Here is a 14,248-nt window from a genome sequence, read left to right on the forward strand (position 1 = left end):
TACTATCGATCGAGCCTTCATCTCTAGCAAATCAATGCATCTAAAAGACCAAAGTCGATCAATAGTCACAATTACCTATATCAGTATCTACATGAGAATCTCAAATCGGGATACCTCTTTCGGCAAAACAAATACAAAAAAGACTAAAAGAAGATGACTTTAATTGCGATATAGTAATCATCTTGTTCAGCCAGCAAAGGATATGGCGACAGGTGATTATCAATTGTCAAAGATACAAGCTCACAGCATGGCCATTCCTTGAATCACACACGTAGTTCCAAGAAGAACATCATAAGGTCCAAGAAGAATATAAAGAGAGTCGTCGAGTGCCAGCCCTAACCAGACCAAGCAGTATTTCAAAGGTAGCTCAAGATACACAACTCTACCATTGGCTAACCGACGCACCAAGAGCGCTTCCACTCACTACTGGTTCGAGAGGAAAGTGGCTCGGCCTCTTTGTGATAATCGCGAGCATAATGGGTCTTTCGGTCTCGTTGATAACCGACCCGTCGCCCCAAACTCAGATCATTGACATCTTAGATGTTGTCTCATTGCTCTTAGGTGTTGGCATATACATAATTGCGGAAAAAATCCCCCGCGTTGGGATCAATGTTATTGTTCTTGGATGCACCACCACAATTACCATTGAGGTATCCATTGGATACAGCGCCCGTCCGGCCAATCTGGCAATCGTCTTTTATGTATGGGTTGCACTCTATGTATTTTCATTTCTTTCCACCGCCGAATCACTTGGTCATGTCGGATATATCATCGTCGCATATACCGTGGCGCTCATCCTTGGGGCGAGACCACACGAACCTCTGGCGGACTGGATCCTTATCATATCAACTGTGGTAATCGCCTCCATCAGCTCTGGGTATTTAAATTACACGATTCGACAACTTGCAATTACCGATTCGATGACCTCCGTGTCAAATCGCAAGGGATGGGATCTAGTTGCGCCCCGTGAGATCAATAGAGCCCGAAGAAATGGCGGTTTTGTAGTTGTGGCAATGATCGATATGGACGGCTTTAAAGAGATCAACGATACTCATGGCCATCCGATGGGAGATCAAATCCTAATAGATACAGCCAAGGCAATCAGACAAAGCGTTCGCCCATTTGACGTCGTAGCACGTTGGGGCGGAGATGAATTCGCATTTATGGGGCTAGTCTCAAATCGCGACGAAGCCAAAGCCTTTATCGAACGAGTGGTCACCAATGTCCAAAAGGTGAGCCCGCTCTCCTGCGGAGCGGTGGTAGCAACTCCCGATCACGATATTGATAACCTGATTTCAGCTGCCGACGATGCCCTATATCGATCTAAGGGAAACAGTAATAAGCGATTTCACATGGTGGACATTTAATTTATCGGATGATCCGTCAGATAATAGGCCAGCCATGCGGCCTAAACTAAGTTATTCGTTCAATGCTATAAATTTGACGAACAACTCTTTAGGAGATCTAATTGATAAGTTTCGTAGGGGCCGGGCCGGGAGATCCCGAGCTCATTACCATCGCCGGAGCCAAGGCGTTGGCCGTTGCTGACATCGTCATCTGGGCCTCATCACTAGTGCCAGAAACCATTCTCGACCACTGTAGCGCTTCTCCTAGAATCTATGACTCGGCATCGATGACCTTAGAAGACGTGATCGAGGTATATAAAACCGAAAAAGAATCAAATATCGTCCGTCTGCATTCAGGAGACCCTTCTGTCTATGGGGCCATTCAAGAGCAAATAGATATATGCATAGCCCACGGCCTCGACTACAAGATAATCCCCGGCGTTACATCACTAGCTGCAACAGCGGCACGAATCGGCCGGGAACTTACGATACCGAAGGTTTCACAATCGGTCGTCTTCACTCGAATTGCATCTCGAACCTCCGCGTCGATGCCAGAGCGGGAAAAGCTCTCATCCTACGCTAAAATCGGCGGCTCGATTGGAATCTTTTTGTCAATAGCCGATCCCCAGGGAATGCAAGAAGCTCTACTCTGTGAAGATAGCGCCTTTACCATCGAGACTCCAGTCGTAATTGCGATCCGCGTTAGCTGGCCCGACGAAAAAATTATTGAGACCACCTTGGGGAACCTCGCATCTTCCCTAAGAGCAACGGGGGCAAAGAGAACGGTACTTGTCCTAGTCGGCGAAGCCCTTGGGGGTCAGGCGGAACGCTCTCACCTCTATAGGCCAGATTTCGCCCACGTCTTTAGAAAGCGATCGCTTCCTGGTACCACGATTGGTAGAAGAGCAAAAAAGTCGACTTCGGCTCATCTGTGACCAGCCAAAAAGCTTAAGGGGAGATAGTTGTCACCCACTCCAGTCAAGAATTTAAAGAGCGGTTGGACTACTGGAACCTGTGCCAGCGCAGCCGCTAAAGCCTCAGCGATAGCTTTCTGCACCGCCCAAAAGCCCAATGAGATCGAGGTTCCTCTCCCTGATGGTTCAAGGGTATCGTTCATGGTGGGGTGGAACAACGATCAAGCCTTCGTAATAAAAGATGCTGGAGATGACCCTGATTGTACACATGGGGCGATGATATGTGCCTCCTTGACCCAAAGAGCTGACGAAGAAATTTCCTTTCTGGCTGGCGATGGCGTGGGGGTCATCACCAAGGAGGGGCTAGGGCTTCCTCTAGGTGACCCAGCGATCAATCCGGTTCCCCGAAGAATGATAGCCCAGGCAATACGTGAAGTGAGCAATCTCGGTTTCATAGTAACGATTAGTGTCCCCGGTGGCCAGGAGATGGCTAAAAAAACTACAAATGATCGTCTTGGGATCGTCGGTGGGATCTCCATCTTAGGAACTACCGGCATCGTACGACCATTTTCCACAGCTGCCTACCGGGCTTCAGTGGTCCAACAGATCGACGTTGCTGCAGCTCAAGGGGCTAACGAGCTATTCCTGGCGACAGGGTCTCGCAGTGAAGCCTTTGCAATATCGAAACGGCCCGACCTTGACTTGGTCTCTTTCGTTGAAATTGGAGACTTTACTAAAATTGCCCTCAAGCGCGCCAACCACTACGCCTTCGAGAAGGTTACCTGGGTCGGAATGGTCGGCAAGGTCACCAAGCTTGCAAGTGGTTTTTTGATGACACATTTTCATCGAAGTGCATTAGACACCACCATCTTGGACGAGGTCTCTAAGATGACTACTACAAACAGTAAAATTCTCACTGCAGCAACAGCCACTGAGACCGCCCGACACTTCTATGAAGTCTGTATCGGCGAAGGCGAGATCGCCCCTTTGGACGAACTAACTCGACGCGCATACCAAAATTGCAAGCTAGAACTTCCAAAAATAAGCGACTTCCAGATGGTGATGTGCGACTTTGACGGATCAATGGAGATTTGCCGTGCCCACTGAGATCTTTATTCTCGGAATTGAGGGCGATCTAACCCAGAGAATTCCTCCTCATTGGCTCGGACAACTAAGAGGAGAGATAGTCATCCTGTCTCGATCGAGCTATCTGAAAAATCTCCAGCTTCCCCCTTCGATTCAGATCGCTTCAACCCATCTCTTTGACGAAGGCTACACCAAAGCACTGATGCAGGCTGTAACATTCGATGGTCCGATCCTAGTTCTAGCTTCAGGAGATCCAGCCTTCTTCGGGCCAATCCCCAGCCTTAGACGGATCTTTCCGGAGGTGCCTCTCCATATCTGCCCTAAGCCATCGTCAATATCTAGGGCCTTTGGACTTTTAGGGATGAATTGGGAAGATGCAGCTGTCATCTCTGGGGTAGGACGCGATCTCGACCTATTCGAAAGAGAACTTGGCGGCCACCTTCGCCTTGGTGTCCACAAGATAGCAGTGTTGACCTCTAAGACGACACCCCCATCCTATGTCGTCCAAAAGATCTATGAATTTTCCCGCACTGACTACGAGATCGAAATCGCAACCGATCTCAACCACTCCAGCCAAGCTATCTATGGTGCTCCATTCGAAATGGATGAGATCGATAAAAAAGCACTCGCAATAGTAATTGCATACCAAAAAGATGCCAAGACTCGAGACTCTCCAGCCGTTTCAACTTCTAAACTTGCCGACGCATTCAATCCAAAATCAAAAAGATTTTCTCAATTTGAATTTGACTCATTTGGATCAATGATCACAAAAAGAGAGATACGCGAATTGGTGGTAGGCAAGATAGCGCCTTGGAGATTGCCATTTGGCACCTTAGTCCTAGATATTGGTGCAGGTTCAGGCTCTGTTGGCCTTGAGGTGGCTAGACAGCGTCCCGACCTTCAATTGGTGGCAATCGAGCGACGGCACGAATCCATTGAAATAATAAAAGAAAATGCATCGCGCCTAGAACTTGCAATCAAGGTCATAGAGGGTGACGCGATCGATTATTTAGATAAGATCTCGACACCAAGCTCAATATTTGTAGGCGGAGGTGGTACCGAAATCCTCGAAGAAGTAGTTAGGCTCTTTGGAACCAAATCGATAATAGTGGCCACTTCAGCGACTCTAGAGAATGCGCAAAGGACCCACGATCTCCTTGGAAATCAGGTAATGGCTCAAATCTATCGAACAACCCCTCTTGGAAAATCCGGCAACCGAATAGATGGATACAATCCAGTCTTTATTTCATGGAATGAGAAAGCGCAACTATGAGCCGCTTTGTATTCACTTTGAAGGATGCAGATCTTGATTTAATTGCGCGACGAATCCCAAATTCACGGCTACTAACTTTCAATCACGAATCACTAGCCGAAAATTGGGAGTCGAAAAACGAACTTATATTGATTATGGCTCTTGGCGCCGCTATACGAATCATAGCCCCGCTTATAACAACCAAATATAAAGACCCAAAAGTAATAGTGATCGATTCAAATGGCGAGAATGTAATTCCGATCCTTGGAGCACACCTAGGAGCTAACCAGAGCGCACAAGAGATTGCCCAGCTTCTAGCGGCTCGCCCAATTATCACCACGAGCTCAGATCTAAGCCAATCCCTAGCAATTGACGCCTTTAGAGGATTTAGAGCCATCGGTCAAGTCGCAGGGTTCATCACAAGCACGAGCCGAGGAGAGAGATTTAAAGTTCTCAATCCAGCTAATCATTGGTTACCCCCAATGCTTAGATCCAAAGCAATGGATGACTCAGGATCTCAGTTAAATGAAGTTCTAATATCAAACAAAAAAAGCCAAATAGAGCAGTTTTTACATCAAGACGACTCAACCTTGCGAGTCGTCTTGATTCCAAAAAATTTGGTCTTAGGAGTTGGCGCCTCCAGCGACGCAAGTAGTGACGATTCTCGCCTTCTGCTAGATGAGGTCCTTGGCATCTTTGACATAACCCCCGAGGCTCTAGCTCTCGTCGCCACCATCGATAAACGAGGCAACCACCCAGCTATCTGCGGATTAGATCTTCCAATTGCCAGCTTTAGCCCAAGCGAGCTAGACAAGATAACGACTCCAAATGGCAACGAATTGGTTCGATCTTTTGTGGGCACCACCTCGGTAGCCGAAGCGTCCGCACTGCTTAGCTCCAAGGCCAATCAACTGCTAATTGAAAAACAAAAGGGGCCAAAGGTCACAATTGCAATTGCCGAAGCGCTCCGAGAGGGACACCTAAGCATCTGCGGATTGGGGCCTGGCTCTATGGATCTCGTGACGCCCAAGACGATAAGGGCTCTATTGGATGCCGATGTTGTAATTGGCTTTGATGGCTACATCAACCAAATCGAACATCTCCTCAATCCTTCTCAGCTGATCCTCTCTTCACCGATTGGCCAGGAGACAAAACGCGCACAAGAGAGCCTTTCTCATCTAAGAATGGGAGACAATGTAGCTTTGGTTGCTTCAGGGGATCCCGGAATCTACGCCCTTGCAACATTAGTTCTTGAGCTAAAAAACGAGCTCCCACTTGAAGATCGCCAAAGCAGTTCGATCTCAGTCTTACCAGGAGTGACAGCTGGTCTTTCAGCAGCATCGCTATTGGGCGCCCCTCTCGGCCACGACCACTGCTATATCTCCCTGAGCGACCTCATGACGCCATGGAAAATAATTCGAAAGCGGATTGAAGCTGCCGCTGAGGCAGACTTTGGAATCGTCTTTTATAATCCACGATCCAAAGAACGCAATTGGCAACTCAACGAGGCGCTAACTATAATTGCCGCTTCACGCCCGGGCACTACCCCGATCGGAATAGTAAAAGATGCCTATAGGCCAAACCAAGAGGTAATAGTTACCACCCTAGATGAGATCAACACCGACATAGTTACAATGACTACTACAGTAGTCGTAGGCTCCTCAACAACCTTTATTGTCGATGGATTGATGACCACTCCAAGAGGATACCTCTCAAAATGATGCAGCGGATACCTCTCAAAATGATGCAGCGGATACCTCTCAAAATGATGCAGCGGATACCTCTCAAAATTACCCAGGCACTACCTCTCACAGACAAAAGACAATTAAAAGCAGAGGTCATCGCTGAGTCAAACTCGATTCAAAAAATCGCATTTGACCTTGACACATGTTCGGGATGCGGCGCCTGTATTAGAACTTGTCCCCAAAGAGCAATTCATGGATCAACCATTGGCATCTTCATCGATGAGGATCTTTGTAATAGTTGTGGCGAATGCGTCGAAATCTGTCCCAAGGGATCTTTAGTCTTTTCCCCACCACCTGGTCAAACCTAATCTGACTTTTCAAATCCGTTGACAAGCCCCAAGATTAATGAAGAGTTCACTCGATCTAACCCTCTTCAAAGAATTAGATCGGTGTCATCGAAACAGCCTATCGATTTCACCAAAAGCCAAAATAAAGGTAATAAATAATGCCCAATCCCCCAGTAATATCGTCATTGAAGTGAAGAGCATCAACCGGTACCTCCAGCAAATGGCTGGTAACGACATTGAAGATAAAAGCATGGCAATTATCGCTCAAAGTGTAAACCTTAACGGCTTTGATCGGTATGAGCGCGAAGTTGCTGCAAGGGTTATCCATGCCTGCGCGGATCCAACGATTTTAGAGACGCTCTCATTTTCAGATGGCTCAGTCGCCAAGGCTGTCAATTGCCTCGCTAATTCTAGAGCTAAGGTAATTACCGATGTTGAAATGACACGGCGAGCCCTCTATTGGAGAGAGACGATATGTGGCCTCGACCAAGTGGAAACTCCCGATCAAAACAAGACTCGGACACAGACAGGTATAGAGAATGCCCTACTAGAGTCGCCCTCTGATCCAATAGTCGTCATCGGATGTGCCCCAACAGCACTCTATTCAGTAATTGAACTGTGGGAAAAAGAAAGAATTGATCCGACTTTAGTCGTCGCACTTCCCGTCGGCTTTGTAGGTGCAGCAGAAGCGAAAAAACTCTTGCAAGAAAGCGAGATCCCCCAAATCTCCAACATAGGGCCCCGTGGAGGCTCAGCTATGACAGCGGCGGCCTTCAACGCCATTGCGAGAATGGCAAAAGGCTCCTTCGTGCTAGAAGAAGCCTTAAATCGAATTACCCCAAAGGCCAACGAAACGAGAAGACCCAAATGACAAACGAGCTAAGCGACATCTTTATTGTCGGCCATGGAACAAAATCTGCAATGGGACAAGAACAACTAAGGACCCTAGTGGAAATGTGTAGTAAGCACTTCCAGGGACGCAAGGTTGGATATGGCTTTTTAGAACTGGCAGATCCACATCTTGAAACCGCACTTAGGGGCTTCATTACCAAAGATACAAAAGAAATCACAGTGATACCTTTGGTGCTCTTAGGTGCTGGCCACGCCAAAAGTGACATAGCTGGAGCAGTCGAGGCTGCCCGAGGCGAATTTACTACCATTGAATTTCGCTATGGTCGAGATCTCTCGATAAGTATCGAGTTGATCGATGCATTCATGGAGCGCTACCGCCCTATCGACCCCAGCCAAGAAAAAAACGAGGAGGCGATCCTCCTTGTAGGACGAGGTTCAAGTGATCCTGATGCAAATTCAGAGGTCGCAAAGATAGCCAGGATGATCACCGAGATACACCAAATCTCTATTGTGGAAAGTGCATTTATATCCCTAACCACTCCCAGCGTCCCCCAAGGTCTAGAGCGCGCCTATCGCCTTGGCGCGAAAAGAATTACAGTACTACCATATTTTCTCTTTGCTGGCGCATTGATCGATCGAATTTCACAACAGGCAAAAGAATGGGGTGTTACACACCAAGATGTCACCTTGGGCATCCATGGTGAACTTGGACCTCACGAAGTGCTGGTGGAGTTAATCGCCCAGCGCATAGCCGAAGCCGATGGGGACAGGGTCCAAATGAGTTGTGATCGTTGCATCTACAGAATTCGAACAAAAAACTTCGAGTCAAACTTTGGACAGCCACTGGTGGTGGCATATCCGAACGACCATCACCACCATTAATGGTGGTCATATCGCCACTTTCACGACAAGCCTATACTTTTGGCGCGGTTACCTTTAGCCTCCTTGGCACTAAAAGTTATGGGCCTCCCACAAAGCCTCCATTGGAATATAGGTGCTGACCATTTATCCAACCGCCTCGTGGCGAGCAGAGAAAAGAGACAAGATTTGCAACATCTTCTGGCTCCCCAACACGCCCCAGTGCAGTTTTACTCTTGATCAAATCAATCAGCTCAGGAGACATCCAGCCCGTATCGGTAGCTCCAGGATTTATCACATTCGATCGAATTCCCAATTCAGAAAGTTCATGGGCAGCAGCTAAAACAATTCGATCGAGCCCGCCTTTGGTAGCGCCGTAGGGGAGATTGAAGGCTGTGTGGTCGCTGGTAAGTGCGACAATGCGGCCTTGATCTGGCGCTAAGCTCCAACGAGTTGCAAACTCTCGAATCAAAAGCCAGCTTGCACGCATATTTACCTGAAAATGACGATCGAAGCTCTCAAGTGTCGTATCCATAATCGATGAATCCACAGACTCACAATGCGAAAGAACCAACACAGCCACAGGACCCAATTTCGAGTTGACCATATCAAAGATCATCGATGGAACAGAGGGCTCCGAAAGGTCGGCTTCTATGCCAATACTTAGTCCTCCCAAGTTGGCGATATAGTTGCTAAGTTCGCTGTTATGCTCAGGATCGGCTCCCCAAGGCATCGATTCGTCATATCGGCTCCAGTAGGTGTAGGCGATATCAAAACCATCCCGAGCTAGAGCCTTAGCAATCGCGCTTCCAATGCCTATTCTTCTGCCGACTCCCGTTATTAGCGCCACTTGCCTTGGTGCCATCGCATGCGCCCTCCTACCCTTTTGTAATGGCAAACTTCGAAATCATCACCGCTATTTATCGCAATCCATAAGATCGCCTCAGCTAAAGGGTAATCCCAAATCCCAACAGATACCGTCACGCCTAACAATCCTCATCTACCAAGTTATCTCTACATATGGCAACGGCCATTAGAAAATGCATGAATGTGGCAACGAAAATTACTACGGAATGACCGCCTAGCGTGACGGCCCACTCTCGGTCTCTGGAACCTTCGAGGCAACTATCCCAAACCCATCGGAGACTGTCGCATTCGGCCTGCAACTACGACTCTGCGTCTCTGACGACGCGCAACCGGTAGTTATAACCAACTGTGGACCAACTCATCTTTGTCTTCTAGCCCATGGCTACATACTTGCCTAAATAAAGATCAAATCCATAACAACCTAATCCAAATAACAACATCGTCTAGCATTGTAGCTATCACGTCGTGTGGTCTCCTTGGTACGCAAGATCAGTTATCACCAACAATACACCACAGTACCGCCAACATTGAAAAGAGCATTCCTACAATCAGCTAAAGGAGATCATTACCCAGGCTCCCTTTCGAGAAAGGGGTCGAATTGACTGAATTTAAGACCACCTCTGATCGCCTACATCCTCTCGTAGGCGTCGATCTGAACCACGAAATTGGTAATCTCGTCGCGGAATCAGGGGTCGTTCTCTCGACTTATAGCGCGATAAGTCTCCACGTCTTAGTTACAGAGTCGCCAACGCTGTGGACAAACTCATACTGATCGCTAAAGGCCGACGACGCCCCGTTAGAAATCATCGAGCAGTACATGGCTAATCAGCGCAACGTTTGAGCCCAGTTCTTTAGGGCTTCGCCCCAGTGGGGCAGAATCTCCATGGCTAGCGCCATGGAGATTCTGCCCCACACCCCATTGCGCTAACCCACAACTATGCAAGTTACACGTCAGAGGCGGCAATCATCGACTCGTATCGGTTCCGTCTCTATGGGATATGATGCAAGGCGCTGAAGTGGCGAGGTTACCACGACAAAAGGAGTGCCTATAGATCCGTAGACATTTCAGAACATCAGGATTATCCCAAATGGATAAAAACCTCTTCACTTTAAAGCACTCCACATTTGAAGCCGAAATTGGATTATGCCTAATCAAACCCAACGTCCGTGATAGGCACTATCGCCATAATCTCGAACAAAGAGGTTGAAGAAAATCAGTTATATCCAATTGCGATAATCAAATTGCGATAATCAAACTCCGGGAAAAACGAGCTTAAGGGAATCGTCATAGCTCAAAACCTATAAGTGCAAAGATTGAATCCTGTTCACCTACCGAGTTGAATGTTCACCCACCGAGTTAACTGGTCATAATAAATTAATAAAAACACGACTTAAAATGGCGGAACACAGCTTAAAAATATAATTTACTCGATTGGACCAACCGAGTCAAAGGCGCAAATAGTAGCTGCCATGTCGACTAGTGACGTTCCAGCGACATATTAAAATAGCTACAAGTATGCAACTTGGGCTTCGATTGAGCGCGCCACTAGCCCCCGTGGGAATCAGCTCACCATCGCACACAGGACATGGCTCATCAATCAATCACCCACTGCGCATAAAAACATCGAATCTTCCCTTATTGTTACAGACCTGGATCCAATTGGATTAAATGGATTATTTCATAAAATCACTAGCGCTAAAGTAAAACTTTTGAATAGTTAATGTTGATACGATATGGCATCATCTAATAATAATTATCCCGGTAAATCAACTAACGAACAATCATAGATCCAAGCAGGTGAAGCAAAATCAGGTTAAATCCAAAAATAATCAGGTATGTCAACACAGTCGACATAGAGTCGACTGCTGGAGGAGACATTGTCACTGATAAAGTCCACGTGATGCAAAAATAAGAAAGTAACGGCCTAGGACTTGTTTAAAAATCACATTTTACTATTTCAAATATGGCCCATTCTCCGTCTTTGGATAATTCTCATGGTTCAAAATAACTGTAGCTAAGGCTACAGATAAAATTCTAGGAGAGGGTCCGGACCAAAACAATCCCTCACCATACCATGGCCATACAAAGCAGGCCAAATGCCAAAGCCGTAGCTGCACGATTAAACGAACTAGAGATAAACACGGCTAAGACAAGCATGCAATTGAATAGATAGATAGATCAAGAGCAGGGTAGAAATTTTTGAGGCAGCAGTGGTGAAGTTAGCCCTGATCTAGTCCCATCCCAAAAACCAATAAGCCTCATCATCTTCGCAGGTAGAAAAGTTTTTAAAAATATTTTCCGCAATTGACTTGAAAGTGCCATTACTAGTGAATAATATTACTTCTAGTGGAAGCGCTTCCACGGCTCGAATTACCTTGGGGAAGGTAGAGCCAGTGAACGCACAAAGGGGGAAACCACGTGCTAAAACATTCGAGAGTTAACATATTTGATGTTGCTAACCATGCTGGCGTCGCCGTTTCCACCGTTTCCAGAGTGCTAAATGGAAGCACTAAAGTTTCAGATGCAACACGTGCAAAAGTACTTCTTGCGATCGAGACACTTGATTTTAAACCAAGTCGCCTCGCCAGCAGCCTATCTAAAGGAAGATTCGACAACGTCGCTATCGTGGCGCCGTTTCTCACTCGACCCTCAGTCGTAACTAGAATCGATGGCGCACTTGATTTCTTAGACCAAACGGGTCACAGCACAGTGCTCTACAGCGTCTCCAAAACATCTCAGCGCGACCACTACTTCGAAGCACTAATGGATCAACATGAAGCAACCGGTGTGATTGTGATATCTGTTCCGATGATGCCCGAGCATATACGAAAGTTCCAATCCGCTGGAGTCGCGTTGTCCCTTGTCGACACGATTGGCGAAGGAACCGCTCAGGTCACAATAGATGATCAATTGGGTGGACGCCTAGCTACTAACCACCTCATTGAAGAAGGACATAGCCGTATCGGTTTCATCGGCGATCTAATCAAAGGGGAAAGCCTCAAATTCTCGTCTTCTCGCGAACGACTCATTGGAATGGTCCAAGCACTAACGGCCAATGGATTGACCCACGATGAATCCTTGGTCAAGTTAGGTGATCATAGCGCTGAGGCAGCTCGAGTATGCGCCCAGCAACTCTTGGAATCAGCCAATCCACCGAGCGCAATATTCGCCGCATCAGATACACAGGCTATAGGAGCACTGGTGGCGGCTGAATCTTTGGGACGCAAAGTTCCTCAAGATTTGGCCATAATTGGCTTTGACGACCTAGAAGTCACCAGCCTTTTGGATCTCTCAACCGTGCGCCAACACTTACATGAGAGCGGAAGGCTCGGGGCCCAACGACTAACCACTCTCATGGAGGGCAAAAAAATCGACGAACCAACACTCCTGATGGACATCGAGGTGGTCGTTCGCTCTAGCACTAAAGGAGAACGGGGGTCAAGCCTGAGTCGAATTATCTCGTAATTCAAATTCTTAAAAGGTAAAAAAACGATCGAGGTTATGGTCTTGGGCCACTTGGTAATTCGCGCCCAATACCTAACGCTCGATCGATGCTTATAGCTTCGCAGAAGCACGAAAGGAAGTCTAGATGAAAATCCATAGCAAATCTACGGTGAAGAGGAACCCTCGTAAAAGGGCGGGCAAATATGCAATAACCATCGCTACATCTGCTTTAGTATTAAGCGCTTGTGGCTCATCGTCAACATCTTCATCATCGGCCTCGACCTCAGCATCTGGGACCTCAGGCGGCATAACCACTATCAATTGGTGGGCGAGCCCCCTTGGTGGCGCAGGCGATCGCCAAAAGCTAATCACTGCCTTTGAAGCGGCAAATCCAAACATAAAGATCAAACTGATCTCCGCTCCAACGAACACAGATACAAATCGAGCCCAACTTATCACCCAGATCTCTGGGGGTGCCACAACACCTGACGTCTTTATGGGGGATGTGATTTGGCCGGCTCAATTCGGAGCCCATGGCCTTGCGCTACCGTTGAGCAAATACCTACCGGCGAGCTATTTTGCTAAATTTGCACCTGGACTAGTATCTGGAGCATCCTATAAGGGTCAGGTATATGGATCACCACTCTTTTCAGACCAAGGCTTTCTCTACTATCGCAAAGATCTTTTAGCCAAAGCGAATCTACCAGTTCCAACGACATGGCCACAACTCGAATCTGAAGCGGTAACCCTCGTCAAAGATGGTTTAGTTCAAAACGGCTTCGTTTGGGAGGGGAACTCCTACGAGGGCCTGACTTGTAACTTTATGGAATATCTCGCTTCGGCAGGTGGAACCGTTGTCAACTCAGGATACAGCGCGTCGACTATCAATTCCGCGGCCGGGCTAAAGGCACTCACCTTCATGCGAAGCCTAATTACCAGTGGAGCCAGCCCTGCCTCTGTCACTACAATGCAAGAACCACAAGCCGAATCAACGTTCGTAGCCGGCAATTCCGCCTTCTTGAGAAACTGGACATATGCATGGGCTGACTCCCAAAACCCCGCCACTTCAAAGGTGGTCGGCAAAGTTGGAGTGGCCCCTCTCCCAACCTTCCCAGGTCAAAGTGGACCTGGTTATTCAAACATTGGTGGGTGGAACTTGTATGTCAACCCTCATACCAAGCACCTTCAGGCCGACCTAACCTTTTTGAAGTGGATGTCAGGAACTGCAGCCCAGACCACTTTAGGAAACCTGTCCTTTATTCCTACTGTGGAATCCGTTCGTCAAGCCTTTGCTTCGTCGACGACGGCTCCTCCTCCGCTTCAGATAGCTGCAAAGACCAAACTGGTACCTCGTCCTTCGGGTACGCCAAACTATGCTGCGGTTAGCCAAGCAATCTACGCCAATGTAAATGCCGCTCTTTCGGGTTCCACCTCGGTAGCTTCAGCGCTTTCAACCGCTTCATCTCAAATGAACTCAGCGTTGGGTGGCGGCCTCTAACCCCCCCCCATAGCGATGTGCCCCTTGGAGTTTTCAACTCATGCATGCTTAGCCATGTATGAGTTGAAAACAACTGCCACCCCCAGGTCAAGGGGCAC

At 47.6% G+C, this 14,248-nt stretch carries 12 protein-coding genes; 11 read left to right on the forward strand and 1 reads right to left on the reverse strand.

The window, feature by feature from the left end:
* Positions 1-326: 326 nt before the first annotated feature.
* The 8 genes from AXFE_RS04895 to AXFE_RS04935 all read left to right on the forward strand — a co-directional run bounded on the left by AXFE_RS04895 (position 327) and on the right by AXFE_RS04935 (position 8,364).
* On the forward strand, positions 327-1,367 hold the full coding sequence (locus tag AXFE_RS04895; RefSeq protein WP_052604762.1) for a GGDEF domain-containing protein: 1,041 nt from the start codon (positions 327-329) through the stop codon (positions 1,365-1,367).
* A gap of 101 nt (positions 1,368-1,468) precedes the next feature.
* Complete coding sequence (cobM, locus tag AXFE_RS04900) at positions 1,469-2,281, forward strand: precorrin-4 C(11)-methyltransferase (protein ID WP_052604763.1); 813 nt, start codon at positions 1,469-1,471, stop codon at positions 2,279-2,281.
* A gap of 27 nt (positions 2,282-2,308) precedes the next feature.
* Positions 2,309-3,367, forward strand: a complete 1,059-nt coding sequence (locus AXFE_RS04910) for a cobalt-precorrin-5B (C(1))-methyltransferase (protein ID WP_082058491.1) — start codon at positions 2,309-2,311, stop codon at positions 3,365-3,367.
* Positions 3,357-4,619, forward strand: a complete 1,263-nt coding sequence (gene cbiT / locus AXFE_RS04915) for a precorrin-6Y C5,15-methyltransferase (decarboxylating) subunit CbiT (RefSeq protein ID WP_052604766.1) — start codon at positions 3,357-3,359, stop codon at positions 4,617-4,619. Before AXFE_RS04910 ends, cbiT begins: the two co-directional genes overlap by 11 nt.
* Positions 4,616-6,319 (forward strand): precorrin-3B C(17)-methyltransferase, encoded by a 1,704-nt coding sequence (cobJ, locus tag AXFE_RS04920; protein ID WP_052604767.1) that lies wholly within the window; start codon positions 4,616-4,618, stop codon positions 6,317-6,319. The genes cbiT and cobJ overlap by 4 nt, the downstream gene beginning before the upstream one ends.
* A complete protein-coding gene (locus AXFE_RS04925) occupies positions 6,316-6,651 on the forward strand; it encodes a 4Fe-4S binding protein (RefSeq protein WP_200891189.1) in 336 nt (111 codons plus the stop codon). Before cobJ ends, AXFE_RS04925 begins: the two co-directional genes overlap by 4 nt.
* A 37-nt stretch (positions 6,652-6,688) precedes the next feature.
* Positions 6,689-7,501, forward strand: a complete 813-nt coding sequence (locus AXFE_RS04930; RefSeq protein ID WP_052604768.1) for a precorrin-8X methylmutase — start codon at positions 6,689-6,691, stop codon at positions 7,499-7,501.
* Complete coding sequence (locus AXFE_RS04935; protein WP_052604769.1) at positions 7,498-8,364, forward strand: sirohydrochlorin chelatase; 867 nt, start codon at positions 7,498-7,500, stop codon at positions 8,362-8,364. Before AXFE_RS04930 ends, AXFE_RS04935 begins: the two co-directional genes overlap by 4 nt.
* 76 nt (positions 8,365-8,440) lie before the next feature.
* Here the strand turns inward: AXFE_RS04935 and AXFE_RS04940 are convergent, their stop codons facing one another.
* Positions 8,441-9,205: an SDR family oxidoreductase gene (locus AXFE_RS04940; RefSeq protein ID WP_052604770.1), complete on the reverse strand. Its 765-nt coding sequence runs from the start codon at positions 9,203-9,205 to the stop codon at positions 8,441-8,443.
* A 600-nt stretch (positions 9,206-9,805) separates the two neighbouring features.
* Here AXFE_RS04940 and AXFE_RS19880 point away from each other — a divergent pair.
* From AXFE_RS19880 to AXFE_RS04950, 3 genes are all read left to right on the forward strand, one after another.
* Positions 9,806-9,979: a hypothetical protein gene (locus AXFE_RS19880; protein WP_160291732.1), complete on the forward strand. Its 174-nt coding sequence runs from the start codon at positions 9,806-9,808 to the stop codon at positions 9,977-9,979.
* A gap of 1,647 nt (positions 9,980-11,626) precedes the next feature.
* On the forward strand, positions 11,627-12,673 hold the full coding sequence (locus AXFE_RS04945; protein ID WP_052604771.1) for a LacI family DNA-binding transcriptional regulator: 1,047 nt from the start codon (positions 11,627-11,629) through the stop codon (positions 12,671-12,673).
* Between the two features lie 124 nt (positions 12,674-12,797).
* The gene (locus tag AXFE_RS04950; RefSeq protein ID WP_052604772.1) at positions 12,798-14,150 is read left to right on the forward strand and encodes an ABC transporter substrate-binding protein; all 1,353 of its coding nucleotides are present in this window, start codon (positions 12,798-12,800) and stop codon (positions 14,148-14,150) included.
* Positions 14,151-14,248 lie beyond the last annotated feature (98 nt).

This window comes from Acidithrix ferrooxidans (genome assembly GCF_000949295.1).
Lineage (GTDB): Bacteria > Actinomycetota > Acidimicrobiia > Acidimicrobiales > Acidimicrobiaceae > Acidithrix > Acidithrix ferrooxidans.

Coding starts and splice junctions, on each gene's coding strand:
- cobJ (WP_052604767.1), top strand. CDS start 4,616: ATGAGCCGCTTTGTATTCACTTTGAAGGATGCAGATCTTGATTTAATT.
- AXFE_RS04930 (WP_052604768.1), top strand. CDS start 6,689: ATGAAGAGTTCACTCGATCTAACCCTCTTCAAAGAATTAGATCGGTGT.
- AXFE_RS04950 (WP_052604772.1), top strand. CDS start 12,798: ATGAAAATCCATAGCAAATCTACGGTGAAGAGGAACCCTCGTAAAAGG.
- AXFE_RS04940 (WP_052604770.1), bottom strand. CDS start 9,205: ATGGCACCAAGGCAAGTGGCGCTAATAACGGGAGTCGGCAGAAGAATA.
- AXFE_RS04925 (WP_200891189.1), top strand. CDS start 6,316: ATGATGCAGCGGATACCTCTCAAAATGATGCAGCGGATACCTCTCAAA.
- AXFE_RS04935 (WP_052604769.1), top strand. CDS start 7,498: ATGACAAACGAGCTAAGCGACATCTTTATTGTCGGCCATGGAACAAAA.